This is a genomic window from Pseudomonas sp. B21-019 (assembly GCF_024749225.1).
Taxonomy (GTDB): domain Bacteria; phylum Pseudomonadota; class Gammaproteobacteria; order Pseudomonadales; family Pseudomonadaceae; genus Aquipseudomonas.
The window spans coordinates 4,476,050-4,492,617 of the sequence record NZ_CP087193.1; the positions used below are offsets into that span (position 1 = coordinate 4,476,050).

12 protein-coding genes and 4 tRNA genes are annotated in these 16,568 nt (G+C 59.9%); 7 read left to right on the plus strand and 9 right to left on the minus strand.

What is annotated here, in order from left to right; genetic code table 11:
• Positions 1-63: 63 nt before the first annotated feature.
• Entirely contained in the window at positions 64-777 is a 714-nt protein-coding gene (locus LOY36_RS19805) for an FKBP-type peptidyl-prolyl cis-trans isomerase (RefSeq protein ID WP_019648192.1), read from the minus strand.
• 269 nt (positions 778-1,046) lie between these two features.
• Here LOY36_RS19805 and LOY36_RS19810 point away from each other — a divergent pair, with 269 nt between their 5' ends.
• Together LOY36_RS19810 and LOY36_RS19815 are read left to right on the plus strand one after the other, a co-directional pair.
• A complete protein-coding gene (locus tag LOY36_RS19810; RefSeq protein WP_258670370.1) occupies positions 1,047-2,879 on the plus strand; it encodes a cytochrome c in 1,833 nt (610 codons plus the stop codon).
• Between the two features lie 3 nt (positions 2,880-2,882).
• Positions 2,883-4,019 (plus strand): catalase family protein, encoded by a 1,137-nt coding sequence (locus tag LOY36_RS19815; protein WP_258670371.1) that lies wholly within the window; start codon positions 2,883-2,885, stop codon positions 4,017-4,019.
• A 143-nt stretch (positions 4,020-4,162) separates the two neighbouring features.
• On the opposite strand, the gene LOY36_RS19820 is transcribed toward LOY36_RS19815, so the two are convergent.
• The 4 genes from LOY36_RS19820 to LOY36_RS19835 form a co-directional block, all read right to left on the minus strand.
• Positions 4,163-4,239: transfer RNA gene (locus LOY36_RS19820), tRNA-Asp, on the minus strand.
• A gap of 19 nt (positions 4,240-4,258) precedes the next feature.
• A tRNA-Val gene (locus LOY36_RS19825) sits at positions 4,259-4,334 on the minus strand.
• A 198-nt stretch (positions 4,335-4,532) separates the two neighbouring features.
• A tRNA-Asp gene (locus LOY36_RS19830) sits at positions 4,533-4,609 on the minus strand.
• Between the two features lie 19 nt (positions 4,610-4,628).
• Positions 4,629-4,704: transfer RNA gene (locus tag LOY36_RS19835), tRNA-Val, on the minus strand.
• 159 nt (positions 4,705-4,863) lie between these two features.
• Between LOY36_RS19835 and rdgC the strand changes: the two genes are divergently transcribed.
• The 3 genes from rdgC to sugE all read left to right on the plus strand — a co-directional run bounded on the left by rdgC (position 4,864) and on the right by sugE (position 7,361).
• Entirely contained in the window at positions 4,864-5,784 is a 921-nt protein-coding gene (gene rdgC / locus LOY36_RS19840) for a recombination-associated protein RdgC (RefSeq protein WP_258670374.1), read from the plus strand.
• Between the two features lie 177 nt (positions 5,785-5,961).
• Entirely contained in the window at positions 5,962-6,927 is a 966-nt protein-coding gene (locus tag LOY36_RS19845) for a bile acid:sodium symporter family protein (protein ID WP_018925159.1), read from the plus strand.
• A gap of 119 nt (positions 6,928-7,046) precedes the next feature.
• A complete protein-coding gene (gene sugE, locus LOY36_RS19850) occupies positions 7,047-7,361 on the plus strand; it encodes a quaternary ammonium compound efflux SMR transporter SugE (protein WP_018925158.1) in 315 nt (104 codons plus the stop codon).
• A 52-nt stretch (positions 7,362-7,413) separates the two neighbouring features.
• On the opposite strand, the gene LOY36_RS19855 is transcribed toward sugE, so the two are convergent.
• The 4 genes from LOY36_RS19855 to LOY36_RS19870 form a co-directional block, all read right to left on the minus strand.
• Positions 7,414-9,288, minus strand: a complete 1,875-nt coding sequence (locus LOY36_RS19855; RefSeq protein WP_258670376.1) for an MFS transporter — start codon at positions 9,286-9,288, stop codon at positions 7,414-7,416.
• 114 nt (positions 9,289-9,402) lie between these two features.
• Entirely contained in the window at positions 9,403-10,554 is a 1,152-nt protein-coding gene (locus LOY36_RS19860) for a TDT family transporter (RefSeq protein ID WP_258670379.1), read from the minus strand.
• A 106-nt stretch (positions 10,555-10,660) separates the two neighbouring features.
• Positions 10,661-10,972 carry a cupin gene (locus tag LOY36_RS19865; RefSeq protein ID WP_007936125.1) on the minus strand — a complete coding sequence of 104 codons (312 nt, stop codon included), beginning with the start codon at positions 10,970-10,972 and terminating at the stop codon, positions 10,661-10,663.
• A gap of 42 nt (positions 10,973-11,014) precedes the next feature.
• Positions 11,015-12,208: an MFS transporter gene (locus LOY36_RS19870; protein WP_258670382.1), complete on the minus strand. Its 1,194-nt coding sequence runs from the start codon at positions 12,206-12,208 to the stop codon at positions 11,015-11,017.
• A gap of 91 nt (positions 12,209-12,299) precedes the next feature.
• Between LOY36_RS19870 and LOY36_RS19875 the strand changes: the two genes are divergently transcribed.
• Complete coding sequence (locus tag LOY36_RS19875) at positions 12,300-12,839, plus strand: TetR/AcrR family transcriptional regulator (protein ID WP_258670384.1); 540 nt, start codon at positions 12,300-12,302, stop codon at positions 12,837-12,839.
• A gap of 164 nt (positions 12,840-13,003) precedes the next feature.
• Entirely contained in the window at positions 13,004-16,474 is a 3,471-nt protein-coding gene (locus tag LOY36_RS19880) for a PAS domain-containing hybrid sensor histidine kinase/response regulator (protein WP_258670386.1), read from the plus strand.
• Positions 16,475-16,568 lie beyond the last annotated feature (94 nt).

A 16,568-nucleotide genomic window follows, 5' to 3' on the forward strand; every position in this document is an offset into this window, starting at 1 on the left:
CCAAACCCCAGATGCAACAACGCCCCGCATAAGCGAGGCGTTGTTTTTTCGAGCAGACGCGGATTACTTGGCGTCGTCTTGTTTGGCTGGATCCTTGATGGCCAGCAGCTCCAGGTCGAATACCAGCACCGAGTTGGCTGGAATCGCCGGGCTAGGGCTTTGGGCGCCGTAAGCCAGGTCGCTAGGGATGTACAGTTTGTACTTCTCGCCAACGTGCATCAGTTGCAGGCCTTCGACCCAACCCGGAATCACACCGCTGACCGGCAGATCGATCGGGCTGCCGCGCTCGACGGAGCTGTCGAAAACGGTGCCGTTGGTCAGTTTACCGGTGTAGTGAACAGTCACTACGTCGGTCGGCTTAGGCTGTGCGCCATCGGCCTTCTTGACCACTTCGTATTGCAGGCCGGAAGCCGTGGTGACGACACCGGCTTTCTTGCCATTCTCTTCGAGGAATTTCTTGCCGGCGGCTGCCGACTCTTCGCTCATCTTGGCCAAACGCTCTTCGGCACGCTTCTGCAGCGCTGCGAAGGCTTCAACCAGTTCCTCATCCTTCAGTTTCTGTTCTTTCTTGCCGACGGCATCTTCGATGCCTTGGGCTACGGCTTTGGAGTCCAGATCATCCATGCCTTCCTGAGCCAGACTTTTGCCCATGTTCAGGCCAATGCCGTAGGAAGCTTTTTGCGCCGGGGTTTTCAGCTCTACGCTGGTCTGCGAATCACAACCCGCAAGTACCAGGCCAACCAGGGCCACCGCCGCCGCCAACCGATGCTGTTTCATGCTATTTCCTTGTTCATGCGCCTAAAGGGCAATCGAGTAAAGCCGCGAGCTTATCAGGCGGCCACGACCAATGGCTACCGGCATGAGAGCAGGAAACTTCCGATAAGTTCAGGTGTTTAAACGCATTTCGGGATTAGAACGATGAAGCTTCTGTCATCTGGCTCTCACAGACCCCGACGCCGGTTCCCACAGCCCTTGGCGTAATGGCCTCTTGCCGCACTTCATCAGCTGAGGCATAAGAGAGCTACAAATTGACAAGGATGTTTATCGTGCGCCTCATAATCCGCTTGCTGATTCTGATCGTAGCACTGCTGGGGCTAGGCCTCGCCGTGGTGCTGTACTACGTCGCCAACCCGAAATTACCGGCCTGGTCACCGGCGCAACAGGTGCATTACCTGGAGCAATGGAGCGCCGCAGACCGCCAGGCCTACTACTTCACGCCCCAAGGCACCCAAGTCAAAGGCTTGCGCTATGACTGGTTCAACGCCCTGGAACTGCCGTTCTCGCAAAAACGATTCGCCGCCCCCGAATACCTCGCACGCTTTGGTTTTCTGATCGATCCAGGCCAGAAAGCCACGCCAGACAACCCTGGCAACCTGCCCGTCGGTTTCGCCCGTCATCAGAATCCGGGCAGCCAGGAAGAGTTTCTGGACATCACTTGCGCCGCCTGCCACACCGGCGAATTACGCTTCAATGGCCAGGCCGTGCGCATCGACGGCGGCTCGGCCCAGCATGTGTTGCCGTCCAGCGTCCCGACCCTGCGCGGCGGCAGCTTCGGCCAGGCACTGGTGGCCAGCCTTGCCTCGACTTACTACAACCCGTGGAAATTCGAACGTTTCGCGCGCAACGTTCTGGGCCAGGACTATGACGCCCGGCATCAACAGCTACGCCAGGACTTTAAAAGCTCACTCGATACCTTCTTGAAAGTGGCCTGGAACGATACCCATCGCGGGCTCTACCCCACCGAAGAAGGCCCCGGCCGTACCGACGCCTTCGGGCGCATTGCCAACGCCAGCTTCGGCGACGCCATTTCGCCCGCCAACTACCGCGTGGCCAACGCGCCGGTGGACTACCCGCAACTGTGGGACATGTGGACCTTCGACTGGGTGCAGTGGAACGGCTCGGCGCAGCAACCGATGGCCCGCAACATCGGCGAGGCCTTGGGTGTTGGCGCCACGCTGAATTTCTTCGACGCCAGCGGGCAGCCCCTCAAGGGCGACGACCGCTATCCGTCCAGCGTCCGGGTGCGCAATCTGCACCGGATCGAACAAACCCTGCAACGACTCAAGCCGCCCGTCTGGCCGGAAGCCTTGCTGGGCACCATCGACAAGCCGTTGGCCGCAAAAGGCCGCGCACTATTCACCGAAAACTGCGCTGGGTGCCACGTCCCCCGCGTCACCCAAAGCGACGGCAGACCGGTGCAACATCTGAAATTGCTGCCCGTGGAGGTGATTGGCACAGACCCCGGCGCCGCCAACAATATTGCCGACCATCGCTTCGACCTGACGGCCTTGAAGTGGGATCCGGCAGAGCTTGCGCAACTGGACGTGCAACTGCATCCAAAACCCACGGAACCGTTGGATTTGAGCCAGTTGTCAGTGGCCAAGGGGCTGGCCTACGTCACTGCTTTCGTGGGGAACCAGGCCTATCGCGCTGCCAATGTGACACCGGCGGAGCGTCCGAACCTGGACGGTTTCGGCCTGCCTATCGGTGTCCAGGAATTACGCAGCTATAAAGCCCGACCACTGGCAGGCGTCTGGGCCACGCCGCCGTTTCTGCACAACGGTTCGGTGCCGAGCATTTATCAACTGCTCTCGCCCCAGGATGAACGCGCAACAACGTTCTACAAGGGCACCTTCGAATACGACCCCAAACACCTGGGCTATCGCACCGAAGCCTTCACCAACGGTTTTGTGTTCGACACGCGTATTACCGGCAATCACAACAGCGGCCACGAATTCCGCGACGGCGAGCGCGGTAATGGCGTGATCGGTCGTCTGCTGCAGCCGCAGGAACGCTGGGCGCTGCTGGAATACCTGAAAGTGTTGGGCGGCCCGCTGGAGTCGCAATTGCCAGACCACCTCATCAGTCAAAAGGAATGACCCATGCTGATCACGCTCTGGCTGCGTCTGGGTGCCTTCCTTGGTAAAACCCTGCTGTGGTTGCTGGGGTTGGGGGTCCTCGGCTGGGCGCTGACCATGGCATGGCTCGCCTGGCAACATCGCGGCCCGGTATCGGCTGAAGAACTGATTCCGGACGGCGAAGCGGCGATGACCCGGGACATCATCCAGACGGCGGTACGGATCGTCGATCAACACCGCGAAAGTACTCGCTATCTGCGCGACGCTCACGCCAAGGCCCATGGCTGCGTGAAGGCCGAGGTTCAGGTGCTGCCGGATCTGGCGACGGCGTTGCGCCAAGGCGTGTTCAGCGAACCCGGCAAAACCTGGCAAGCGACGATGCGGCTGTCCAACGGCAATGCCTATCCGCAGTTCGACAGCATCCGCGATGCCCGGGGCATGGCGATCAAGTTGTTCAATGTGCCGGGTAAACAGTTGCTGAGTGATCGACAAGGGCGCAGCGAACAGGATTTCGTGATGTTCAACCATCCGAACTTCTTTGTCAGCGATGTCGCCGAGTATCGTCAGAATGTGGCCGCTCAGGCTGACGGCAAAACGATAATGGCGTTCTTCCCGGCTTGGGACCCGCGCACCTGGCAGGTTCGTCATCTGTTTATTGCGCTGGCGACACTCTCCCCTGCCCCGGCGAGCCCGACCCAGACCACCTACTTTTCGGTTTCGCCGTACAAGTTTGGTGAGGCCAACGTCAAATTCCGGGTAATACCGGATCCGGAGAGCTGCCCGACCTACACGCTGCCCACGCAAAATCAAAACCTGCCGAACTTCCTGCGCAGTGCGCTGAACCAGCAGCTGTCGACTGATCGGGTGCCGGCCTGCTTCGTGTTACAGGTCCAGCGCCAGGATCCGAGCCAATACATGCCGATCGAAGACACCAGCATCGAGTGGCGTGAACGAGACGCGCCCTTTGAAACCGTGGCCAGGATCAAGCTGCCCGCCCAGGATTTCGACACCCCGGCGCTGAACCTGCAATGCGACAACCTGTCGTTCAATCCATGGTTCGGCCTTGAAGCCCATCGGCCGATTGGTGGGATCAACCGGTTGCGCAAAGCGGTGTACGAGGCCGTCAGCGACTATCGACACAGCCGCAACGCCGAACAATAAATAAGGCAGAAACGAAAAAAGCGACCGGAACAGGTCGCTTTATTCAGTGAATCCGGTAAAAAGCCAAATCCCAGACAGCAAAAAGCCCGCATTAAGCGGGCTTTCTGTGGTGATCTGGCGTTCAGTGTTCCAGATACCGAATATGGCGCAGCGGACGGGACTCGAACCCGCGACCCCCGGCGTGACAGGCCGGTATTCTAACCGACTGAACTACCGCTGCGCGAAACGCTTGAAACGAATGGTGGGTGATGACGGGATCGAACCGCCGACATTCTGCTTGTAAGGCAGACGCTCTCCCAGCTGAGCTAATCACCCTTCGCTTCGTTACGGGACGCATTATGCCACAAGTTTTCGTAAAGTGTTGATTTAATTGAAGTTTTTTTCAAAAAAATCCGAAAACCGGTGAAACGACACAACCCGATTGAACAAGGTACAAACTTGAGACAGAAAAAAACCCGCATCAGCGGGTTTTTCCGTAGTGACCTGGCGTTCAGTGTTCCAGGTTACCGAATATGGCGCAGCGGACGGGACTCGAACCCGCGACCCCCGGCGTGACAGGCCGGTATTCTAACCGACTGAACTACCGCTGCGCTAAACACTTGAAACGAATGGTGGGTGATGACGGGATCGAACCGCCGACATTCTGCTTGTAAGGCAGACGCTCTCCCAGCTGAGCTAATCACCCTTCGCTTCGGTGTGGCGCGCATTCTACGGAGCGACCCAACCTCTGGCAAGCACTTTTTTAAATAATTTTCTCAGGCCTTCCAAAGGCTTAGAGAAGGGTTGGCCTATGACCCGGCGAAGACAATAATGCCCCCCTTTGTATAAAGGAGAGACTCACCCCATGTGGTTCAAAAACCTGCTTATCTATCGCCTGACCCAAGATCTGCCTTTTGATGCCGAGGCGTTGGAAACTGCACTGGCCACCAAACTGGCGCGTCCATGTGCAAGCCAGGAGTTGACCACCTACGGTTTCGTCGCGCCATTCGGCAAGGGCGAAGACGCACCGCTGGTACACGTCAGCGGAGACTTCCTGCTGATCGCCGCCCGTAAAGAAGAACGCATTCTGCCGGGCAGCGTCGTGCGTGACGCAGTGAAGGAAAAGGTCGAAGAGATCGAAGCCGAACAAATGCGCAAGGTCTATAAAAAGGAGCGCGATCAGATCAAGGATGAAATCATCCAGGCCTTCCTGCCCCGCGCCTTTATCCGTCGCTCGTCGACCTTCGCCGCCATCGCGCCGAAACAGGGCCTGATCCTGGTGAACTCGGCCAGCCCGAAACGTGCCGAAGACCTGCTGTCCACCCTGCGTGAAGTGATCGGCTCGCTGCCGGTACGTCCGCTGACAGTGAAGATGTCCCCGACCGCGACCATGACCGAGTGGGTTACCACTCAGAAAGCTGCGGACGATTTCTTTGTGCTGGACGAGTGCGAACTGCGCGACACCCACGAAGACGGCGGCATCGTGCGTTGCAAGCGTCAGGACCTGACCAGCGAAGAAATCCAGCTGCACCTGAGCACCGGCAAAGTGGTCACTCAACTGTCGCTGGCCTGGCAGGACAAACTGTCGTTCGTGCTCGACGACAAAATGGTGGTCAAGCGCCTGAAGTTCGAAGACCTGCTGCAAGATCAGGCGGAACAGGACGGTGGCGACGAAGCTCTGGGCCAACTGGACGCCAGCTTCACCCTGATGATGCTGACCTTCGGCGACTTCCTGCCGGCACTGGTTGATGCGTTGGGTGGTGAAGAGACCCCACAGGGTATCTGATTGCCTTAGGGCGCCGGCCTTGATCGGCGGCGCCTGGTAAGAAAAGATCGCAGCCTTCGGCAGCTCCTACAGAGGATCGCATTTCAAATGCAGGAGCTGCCGAAGGCTGCGATCTTTTTGCAGGCAACCCAAGTTCCAAGCCCTACCCGCTTTTAAACACATAACAAGGATCAGGCCATGCGCGCACTCGCTGCATTGAGTCGTTTTGTCGGCAACACCTTCGCTTACTGGGTACTGATTTTCGCCATCGTGGCGTTTCTGCAGCCGGCCTGGTTCATCGGCTTGAAAGGCGCAATCGTGCCGCTGCTGGGGCTGGTGATGTTCGGCATGGGCCTGACCCTCAAGCTCGAAGACTTCGCCGAAGTCGCTCGCCATCCGTGGCGCGTGGCCCTGGGCGTGGTCGCCCATTTCGTGATCATGCCCGGCATGGCGTGGTTGCTCTGCCAGGTATTCCACCTGCCGCCAGAGATTGCCGTCGGGGTAATTCTGGTCGGCTGCTGCCCGAGTGGCACTTCGTCGAACGTGATGACCTGGCTGGCTCGCGGCGACCTGGCGTTGTCGGTGGCCATTGCCGCCGTCACCACCCTCCTCGCGCCATTGCTGACACCGGCGCTGATCTGGCTGCTGGCCTCGGCCTGGTTGCCGGTGTCGTTCATGGAGCTGTTCTGGTCGATCCTGCAAGTAGTGCTGTTGCCGATCGTACTTGGCGTGGTTGCCCAACGCGTGCTCGGTGATCGGGTTCGTCACGCGGTAGAAGTGTTGCCACTGGTGTCGGTGGTGAGCATCGTGATCATCGTCACGGCCGTGGTGGCTGCCAGCCAGGCGAAGATTGCCGAATCCGGTCTGCTGATCATGGCCGTGGTGATGCTGCACAACAGCTTCGGCTACTTGCTGGGTTACTTCACCGGGCGCCTGTTCAACCTGCCGCTGGCCCAACGCAAATCCCTGGCACTGGAAGTCGGTATGCAGAACTCCGGCCTGGGTGCGGCGCTGGCCAGTGCGCACTTCTCGCCACTGGCGGCGGTGCCGAGCGCGCTGTTCAGCGTCTGGCACAACATTTCCGGGGCGCTGCTCTCGACGTATTTCCGTCGCATGAGCGAGAAAGAGGATCGGAAAATCGCTGCTCAGCAGGTGGCTGACTGATCCGAAAACTTGATCCTCGGGTTAATGATGGGCACTCTATTGCGCAACGCGGGGACGACCTCGCGGCTCGATCGAGTGCTTAATCCGGGGACGACCCCATCCATCGATGGAGGTCTTCCATGTCCTGGATCATTCTGTTTTTCGCCGGCCTGTTCGAAGTCGGCTGGGCCGTTGGCCTGAAATACACCGACGGCTTCAGCCGCCCTCTCCCTACCGCATTGACCGTTGCCGCCATGGCGATCAGCCTTGGCCTGCTGGGCCTTGCCATGAAGGAATTGCCGCTGGGCACGGCCTATGCGATCTGGACCGGCGTGGGTGCGGTGGGCACGGTGATCGCCGGGATCATTCTGTTTGGTGAGTCCATGGCGCTGTTTCGGCTGGCCAGTGTGGCATTGATCATTACCGGGCTGGTCGGGCTCAAGGTTAGCGCTTAGGCTTATGGCGCCATCGCGGGCTTGCCCGCGATGGCGCCCACCCACTTACCAACTATCTAACGGCCCCACGCAAATCCCCCACCAACGCCTGCAACTTCGCTGGCTCCGCCACTTCAACCGCCACCGCCGGCCCTGCCACCAAGGTCACCCGCGACCACAACCGACGGAACAAGCCCTTGTTCGGATCGCGGCTGAAGAAACTCCCCCACAACCCCTGCAACGCCAGCGGAATCACCGGCACCGGCGTTTCTTCGAGAATTCGCGTCAGCCCGCCCTTGAACTCGTTGATCTCACCATCGGCGGTCAACTTGCCTTCAGGGAAAATGCACACCAACTCGCCATCCTTCAGATACTGGGCGATGCGGGTGAAGGCTTTTTCGTAGATCTGAATGTCTTCCTGGCGCCCGGCTATCGGAATCGTCCCGGCCGTGCGGAAGATGAAGTTCAGCACCGGCAGGTTGTAGATTTTGTAATACATCACAAAGCGAATCGGCCGACGCACTGCGCCGCCAATCAACAACGCATCGACGAACGACACATGGTTGCAAACCAGCAGCGCGGCACCCTCATCGGGAATCAGTTCAAGGTTGCGATGCTCGACGCGGTACATGGAATGGCCGAGCAGCCAGATCATGAAACGCATGCTGAACTCGGGGACGATTTTGAAGATGTAGGCGTTAACGCCGATGTTCAGCAACGACACCACCAGGAACAGCTGCGGGATCGACAGCTTGGCGATGCTCAGCAAGACGATCGACACAATCGCCGACACCACCATGAACAGGGCGTTGAGAATGTTGTTGGCGGCGATCACTCGGGCCCGTTCGTTCTCGACAGTGCGGGACTGGATCAGCGCATACAGCGGCACGATGTAGAAACCGCCGAAAACTCCAAGCCCGAGGATGTCGATCAACACCAGCCAGGTGTGACCGAACCCAAGGATTTCGATCCAGCCATGGCCGGTAACGCTGTCCGGAATTCCACCGGAATGCCACCACAGCAACAGGCCAAATACCGTCAGACCGAATGAGCCAAACGGCACCAGACCGATTTCGACTTTGCGCCCGGAGAGTTTCTCGCAGAGCATCGAACCCAGTGCGATACCGACCGAGAACACTGTAAGAATCAGCGTCACCACGGTCTCGTCGCCGTGCATCCATTCCTTGGCATACGCCGGGATCTGCGTCAGATAAATCGCCCCGACAAACCAGAACCATGAGTTGCCGACGATCGAACGCGAGACCGCAGGGGTCTGCCCCAGGCCCAGCTTCAACGTAGCCCAGGACTGGCTGAAGATGTTCCAGTTCAGGCGCATTTGCGGCGATGCCGCCGCGGCCCGGGGAATGTTGCGGCTGGCCAGGTAACCGAGCACCGCGATGCCGATGATTGCCGTGGACACCACCGGCGCGTAGTTACTGGTAGACATCATGATCCCGGCGCCAATCGTCCCGGCGAGAATTGCCAGGAAGGTGCCCATTTCCACCAGGCCGTTGCCACCCACCAGCTCTTCTTCGCGCAAGGCCTGCGGCAGGATCGAGTACTTCACCGGCCCGAACAGCGCCGAGTGGGTGCCCATGGCAAACAGCGCCAACAGCATCAGCGACAGGTGATCGAACATGAAACCGACCGCGCCCACCGTCATGATGACGATTTCCCCGATCTTGATCAGACGAATCAGCGCGTCCTTGGCGAACTTCTCCCCGAACTGACCGGCCAGGGCCGAGAACAGGAAGAACGGCAGGATAAACAGCAGCGCACACAGGTTGACCCAGATCGAACGGTCACCCTCGATGGTCAGCTTGTACAAAATGGCGAGGATCAGCGACTGCTTGAAGATGTTGTCGTTAAAGGCCCCAAGGGACTGCGTGACAAAAAAAGGCAGGAAGCGCCGAGTGCGAAGCAAGGTGAACTGCGAGGGGTGACTCATCTTCCATGTGTCCCTGATATTGGGTAGCTGATTTTGGGTAGAGAGCGGCGTGGATACTGTTATTGGAATGTCGAACGTCGATCCAGGCCACACACATTACCTAATCTTTGCCGGTTATTTGTTTAATCCTGCGATGCACGGCGAGACAAACAATTCGCCCTTCCACGCGCCCTGTACCGTGCGTTTGGCGACAATCAGCCACATCACCGCCAGCATGGCCACCAACACGCAACCAAAGACACTGAAAAACGTCAGGTTCAAGGTGCTGGCCAGTTTCAGCGTAGTCAGGGAATAGACACCCAGCGGGAAAGTGAACCCCCACCAGCCGAGATTGAACGGGATACCGGCGCGCAAGTAACGCACAGTGATCAGCAGCGCTATCAGCATCCACCAAAGCCCGAAGCCCCACAGCGTGATACCGGCGACTAACCCAAGCCCCTCAGCTATTTCACCGATCCCCGGCAGACTGTTGGCGGCAAAGATCGCCGGTGCGTCGGCGCCCATCAACAACATGCCCAGCGCACCCGTGCCAATCGGCCCAAGCGCCAGCCAGCTCGAGGCGGCCATGTTTTCGTGGGGCAATTTATGCAACGCCATGCGCAGCAACAGGATGGTCAGAATGCTGAACGCCACCGGCAGGGAAAAAGCCCAGAGCACGTAGCTGGTTATTAGCACGACCAACTGGGAATGAGCATCGGCCAGGTGCGGCGCCAGCAAGCCACCGCTGGCAGCCGCCACTTCCGCCGCCACCACCGGCAACAGCCAAACGGCGGTCATCTGGTCGATGCTGTGCTCCTGACGGGTGAACATCATGTAGGGAATCAGCACGCCGCAGGCCAGCGACATCGCCACGTCCAGCCACCACAGCACTTCGGCGAGATGAATCACACCGTCGCCCCAACGCGGCAGGCCGAACAGCAGAAAGCCATTGATGATGGTCGCCAGGCCCATGGGAATGGTGCCGAAAAACATCGAAACCGTGGAATGGCCGAAAATCCGCCGCGCCTCGTCGAAGAACATGACCCAACGCGCGGCATACATGGCCGTGAACAACGCAAACAGAACAATATTGAACAGCCACAAACCTTCGGCCAACTCACGCAGGCCGGGTATTGCGAGGGGCAGTTGCGCGAGCGCGAGTGCCAATACCCCGGTGCCCATGGTCGCGGCGAACCAGTTCGGGGTGAATTGGCGGATGGCTTCTCTTGGGTGCTGCAGATGACTGAGCGGTTTGATACCGGGTTTAACGCTACGGGTGCAGGTCATGGTGAACTCCTGTCCTCTAATGAGGTAGGCGCTCATGATAGATCTGAATAGAATATCGATATAACGGGTAATTTCTCTAACTGTTATCTGTTTTACAGATATAGCATCAGACGCTGCCCTCAGTCTCGATCACCAATATCCTCGCCACGCCCTGCGGATGAGCCACATGTTCGGTGCCCACCGAGGCATAAAAAATATCGCCGACCTCCAGCAGGGTTTCCTTTTCGAGGCCTGCTTCGCGATAACGCATCTGCACCTGACCGTCGAGCACCACGAACACTTCCTGACCATCGTTGACGTGCCATTTATACGGCTGATCGGTCCAGTGCAAACGGGTGGTGATGCCGTTCATGTTGGCGATATCCAGCGCTGCCCAGGCGCGGTCACCGGTGAAGGATTTGCTGCGGATGATCTTCATGGGTCGGTCCGTCGAAATGAATGGCGGTGCCTAGGCTAACGGTCATCGAACATCGACGCCACAGGCTTTGACGGGCCGCTCACGAAGCAAGCCGATCAGCGCAGCGAGCGACAGGATGATCAGTATCGCGCCGTAACCGTCGGTGGTCGCTACCAGCCCAAAGGTGCGGGTCAGATTACCGGCCAGCAACGACGGCAAGCAGAACGCCAGATAACTGAGCACATAAAACGCCGACATCAACCCGGCCCGTTCATGGGGCAAGGCCAGCGGCACGAGGCTGCGCAAGGCACCCAGGAAACCCGCACCAAAACCGCCGCCCGCCACCAGCGTGCCGAAGAAAAACAATGGCAGGCTGGCGCTGTGGACCGCCAACAAAATCAGCGCAACGCCTGCGGGCAGCAAGCTCGCGCCCAGCAGCAAGACCTTGTCGGCCGGCCGATTGCGCAAGGTGTAGATCATCGAGGCGCCGGTCACCGTCAACACGGCCACCGTCGCACCGCCAATCAGGTTCGACGTGGACCCGGTGGCTGTCCGCACCAGGGACGGCGCCAGGGAGGCGAAAAAGCCACCGAGCGCCCACACAGCGAGGTCTATCGGCAGCACGCGCCACAACATACGCCGCGCCTGAATCGGCACATGCAGGGTCGGGCGCAGCGAGGCCCAGGCACCCGGTTGTCGGCTGACGCTTTCCGGCAGGCGCCAGACGTACAGCGCTTGCATCACAAACAGCGCGAACAACACCCAATAGGTCAATTGCAGCGGCAGGGGCGCAAACTCGGCCAATAATCCGCAACCCATGGCCCCCAGCGCCATGCCCAGCAACGGCGCAACACTGTTGACCATCGGTCCTTGCTGGCGATCAGTGTCCAGCAGCGCCGCACTCAAGACGGCGGTGGCCATTCCCGTCGCAAACCCCTGAAGTACCCGCGCTCCGATCAACCAGGCGACGCTGTCGGCGTTGATGAACAGCAACATCGCCAGCATATTCAGCAACACGGCGGTAAAAATCACCGGTTTGCGCCCCAGATAATCCGACAGCGAACCGACCGTGAGCAGCGCCGCCAGCAAGCTGAGGGCGTAGACACCGAAAATCAGGGTCAGGATCGCAGCCGAGAATTGCAGGTGTTCCTGATAGAGGTGATACAACGGGGTCGGCGCGGTGGAAGCGGCGAGAAAACTGAGTAAGGTGATCGCCAGAAACCACAGGCTGGAACGATTTGTCGCTGGAAGAGACATGAGCACACTCCGCAAAAGCTAATTTTTTGCTTTTGCGGAGTCTGCTACTGGTCAGCGCTTAAAGCAAATTCTTTGTGTTAAGGTCCGCCGCATGGCTATTAAAGAAGGTTTACGCCCTGGTGGCAGAAGTGCCAGGGTTCAAGAGTCGATTCATTCGGCTGTCCGCACGCTCCTCCAAGAGCAGGACCGCGCCTGCGTGACTGTGCCGCAGATTGCTGCCCGGGCCGGGGTGACGCCGTCGACTATTTACCGGCGCTGGGGTGATTTGTCAGCACTGCTGGCTGATGTCGCCCTCGCCCGCATGCGCCCCGACAGTGAGCCGGCCAATACCGGCAGCTTGCGCGGGGACGTGCGGGCTTGGGCCGAGCAGTATCTGGATGAAATGAGTTCCGAACCCGGGCGCAACATGATGCGCGACGTGCAATCCAGCGCCACGCCGGGCTATTGCGTGACGATCATTGGCGGGCAGTTGCAGACGATTCTGGATCGCTATCCCGATCAACCACGGCCAAGTGTCGACCGGCTGATCAATATGGTGGTGGCACCGACGGTGTTTCGCATCCTGTTTGCGGCGCAGGCGCTGGAGGTTGAAGAGTTGCATCGGCTGATCGATATTGCGTTGAGTCAGTGAGGCTTGCCCGCGAAGAGGCCCGAAAAGACTCCAGCAATCCAACTGACTGCCAACCTGCGACACCCCGCCACGCCACGACCTTGGTCGACACTGACTAACTCAGGCGGTCATGCGAGACTGTCTGGATCGGGCACAGTCCCGGATGTCTTTTGTCTGGAGTTACCATGTCGCTGTCCACCGGGCTGATCGCCACTGTCGCCCTGGCCTATATGGCCATCCTGTTCGCCATCGCCTTTTACGGCGACCGTCGCAGCACGCCGTTGCCGCCACGGGTGCGTGCCTGGGTGTACAGCCTGTCGCTGGCGGTTTATTGCACCAGCTGGACGTTCTTTGGCGCCGTGGGCCAGGCGGCCGAACAACTCTGGTCCTTCCTGCCGATCTACCTCGGGCCGATCTTGCTGCTGGTGTGCGCGCCGTGGGTCCTGCAAAAAATGGTGATGATCAGCAAGCAGGAGAACATCACCTCCATCGCCGACTTCATCGCCGCCCGTTACGGTAAATCCCAGTCCCTGGCGGTAGTCGTCGCGCTGATTTGCCTGGTCGGCGTGCTGCCCTACATCGCCTTGCAGCTCAAGGGCATCGTGCTGGGCGTGAACCTGTTGATCGGCGCCGGCGCCGACGCCATGGGCACGCGCGCGCAGGACACGGCGCTGATCGTATCTTTGGTGCTGGCGCTGTTCACCATCGTTTTCGGTACCCGCAACCTCGACGCCACGGAACACCACCGCGGCATGGTGCTGGCGATTGCCTTTGAATCGCTGGTCAAGCTGTTCGCTTTTCTCGCGGTCGGCGCGTTCGTGACCTACGGCCTGTACGACGGTTTCGACGACCTGTTCGACCAGGCCATGCTCGCCCCGCGCCTGGAAGAGTACTGGAAGGAAACCATCAACTGGCCGTCCATGGTGGTGCAGACCGGTGTGGCGATGATGGCGATCATCTGCCTGCCCCGGCAGTTCCATGTGACCGTGGTGGAAAACATCGACCCCCAGGATTTGCGCCTGGCCAAGTGGGTGTTCCCGACGTATCTGGCGCTGGCGGCGCTGTTTGTGGTGCCGATTGCACTGGCCGGTCAGATGTTGCTGCCCAGTTCGGTGCTGCCGGACTCATTCGTTATCAGCCTGCCTCTGGCCCAATCTCACCCTGCCCTGGCGATGCTGGCGTTCATTGGCGGCGCTTCGGCGGCGACCGGCATGGTGATCGTCGCCAGCGTGGCGCTGTCGACCATGCTCTCCAACGACATGCTGCTGCCATGGTTGCTGCGGCGCAACAACGCTGAACGGCCATTCGAAGTGTTCCGCCAGTGGATGCTTTCGGTGCGCCGGGTGAGCATCGTGGTCATTCTGCTGCTGGCCTACGTCAGCTATCGCCTGCTGGGCTCGACCGCGAGCCTGGCGACCATCGGCCAGATAGCATTCGCCGCCGTGACCCAACTGGCCCCGGCCATGCTCGGCGCGCTGTACTGGAAACAGGCTAACCGCCGTGGCGTGTTCGCCGGGCTGGCCACCGGGACATTCCTCTGGTTCTACACCCTGGTGTTGCCGGTTGCCGCCAACAGCCTCGGCTTGCCCTTGAGCAGTTTTCCGGGCCTGGCCTGGCTGCAAAGCAACCCGCTGAACCTGCCGATCACGCCGCTGACTCAAGGCGTGGTGTTGTCCCTGGCGGGTAACTTCACCTTATTCGCCTGGGTCTCGGTGCTGTCACGCACGCGGGTTTCGGAGCACTGGCAGGCCGGTCGTTTCATCGGCCAGGAAATCAGCCCCCGCCCCAGCGCCCGCTCGATGCTGGCGGTACAGATCGACGACTTGCTGCAACTGGCTGCCCGGTTTGTCGGCGAAGAACGGGCCCGTCAGAGCTTCATCCGTTTCGCCTACCGCCAGGGCAAAGGTTTCAACCCGAACCAGAACGCCGACGGTGAATGGATCGCCCATACCGAACGCTTGCTGGCCGGTGTACTCGGTGCCTCTTCGACTCGGGCGGTGGTAAAAGCAGCCATCGAAGGTCGAGAAATGCAACTGGAGGACGTCGTACGGATCGCCGACGAAACCTCGGAAGTGCTGCAATTCAACCGCGCCCTGCTGCAAGGCGCCATCGAGAACATCACCCAGGGCATCAGCGTGATCGACCAGTCGCTGAAACTGGTGGCCTGGAACCGGCGCTACCTGGAGCTGTTCAACTACCCCGACGGTTTGATCAGCGTCGGCCGGCCGATTGCCGACATCATTCGCTACAACGCCGAACGCGGCCTGTGTGGCCCCGGCGAAGCTGAGGTGCATGTCGCCCGCCGCTTGCACTGGATGCGTCAGGGCCGCGCCCACACCTCCGAACGACTATTCCCCAATGGCCGAGTGATCGAGCTGATCGGCAACCCGATGCCCGGCGGCGGTTTCGTCATGAGCTTCACCGACATCACCGCGTTCCGCGAAGCCGAGCAGGCGCTGACCGAAGCCAATGAAGGCCTTGAGCGGCGGGTCGCCGAACGGACCCACGAACTGTCGCAACTCAACCTTGCCCTGACCGAAGCCAAGGGCACCGCCGAATCGGCCAACCAGTCGAAAACCCGTTTCCTGGCCGCCGTCAGCCATGACTTGATGCAACCGCTGAACGCCGCGCGGCTGTTCTCTGCCGCCCTCTCCCATCAGGAAGAGGGTTTGTCCAGCGAAGCGCAGAAGCTGGTTCATCACCTGGACAGCTCACTGCGTTCGGCCGAAGACCTGATCAGTGATCTGCTGGATATTTCCCGCCTGGAAAGCGGCAAGATCAACCCTGATCGCAAGCCCTTCGTGCTCAATGAGTTGTTTGACACGCTGGGGGCCGAGTTCAAGGCACTTGCTCAGGAACAGGGGCTGAAATTCCGCGTCCGGGGCAGCACGCTACGGGTCGACAGCGACATCAAACTGCTGCGACGGATCTTGCAGAACTTCCTGACCAATGCCTTCCGCTACGCCAGAGGCCCCGTGCTGCTCGGCGTTCGGCGGCGCAACGGCGAGCTGTGCCTGGAGGTCTGGGACCGTGGACCGGGTATTCCGAAAGACAAACAACAGGTGATTTTCGAAGAGTTCAAACGCCTCGACAGCCACCAGACCCGGGCCGAGAAAGGCCTGGGCCTGGGACTGGCGATTGCCGATGGACTGTGCCGCGTGCTCGGTCACACTTTGCGCGTACGCTCCTGGCCGGGACGCGGCAGTGTATTCAGTGTCAGCGTGCCATTGGCTCGGGCACAAGCCGCGGTGCCGGCCAAGGTTGCCGAACTCAATGGCCATTTGCTCGGCGGCGCGCAGGTGCTGTGCATCGATAACGAGGACAGCATTCTGATCGGCATGAACAGCCTGCTCACGCGCTGGGGTTGCCAGGTCTGGACCGCGCGCAACCGTGATGAATGCGCGACGCTGCTCAACGACGGGATGCGGCCGCAGTTGGCGCTGGTGGATTACCACCTGGACGATGGCGAGACCGGAACCGACTTGATGGCGTGGTTGCGCACGCAATTGGGCGAGCCGGTGCCGGGGGTGGTGATCAGCGCCGATGGACGGCCGGAGACCGTGGCCCAGGTGCATGCAGCGGGCCTGGATTACCTGGCCAAACCGGTGAAGCCGGCAGCGTTGCGAGCGTTGTTGAGTCGGCATTTGCCGTTGTAATAAATGCGTCTGGCTAGCCCAGAACCTGTGGCGAGGGAGCTTGCTCCCGCTAGACTGCGCAGCAGTCGCAAAACACGCAACGCGGATTGCTTTA

Excerpts from the sequence above, each read along its gene's own strand:
- LOY36_RS19805 (WP_019648192.1), bottom strand. The coding sequence starts at position 777 with ATGAAACAGCATCGGTTGGCGGCGGCGGTGGCCCTGGTTGGCCTGGTA.
- LOY36_RS19815 (WP_258670371.1), top strand. The coding sequence starts at position 2,883 with ATGCTGATCACGCTCTGGCTGCGTCTGGGTGCCTTCCTTGGTAAAACC.
- rdgC (WP_258670374.1), top strand. The coding sequence starts at position 4,864 with ATGTGGTTCAAAAACCTGCTTATCTATCGCCTGACCCAAGATCTGCCT.
- LOY36_RS19845 (WP_018925159.1), top strand. The coding sequence starts at position 5,962 with ATGCGCGCACTCGCTGCATTGAGTCGTTTTGTCGGCAACACCTTCGCT.
- sugE (WP_018925158.1), top strand. The coding sequence starts at position 7,047 with ATGTCCTGGATCATTCTGTTTTTCGCCGGCCTGTTCGAAGTCGGCTGG.
- LOY36_RS19855 (WP_258670376.1), bottom strand. The coding sequence starts at position 9,288 with ATGAGTCACCCCTCGCAGTTCACCTTGCTTCGCACTCGGCGCTTCCTG.
- LOY36_RS19860 (WP_258670379.1), bottom strand. The coding sequence starts at position 10,554 with ATGACCTGCACCCGTAGCGTTAAACCCGGTATCAAACCGCTCAGTCAT.
- LOY36_RS19865 (WP_007936125.1), bottom strand. The coding sequence starts at position 10,972 with ATGAAGATCATCCGCAGCAAATCCTTCACCGGTGACCGCGCCTGGGCA.
- LOY36_RS19870 (WP_258670382.1), bottom strand. The coding sequence starts at position 12,208 with ATGTCTCTTCCAGCGACAAATCGTTCCAGCCTGTGGTTTCTGGCGATC.
- LOY36_RS19875 (WP_258670384.1), top strand. The coding sequence starts at position 12,300 with ATGGCTATTAAAGAAGGTTTACGCCCTGGTGGCAGAAGTGCCAGGGTT.
- LOY36_RS19880 (WP_258670386.1), top strand. The coding sequence starts at position 13,004 with ATGTCGCTGTCCACCGGGCTGATCGCCACTGTCGCCCTGGCCTATATG.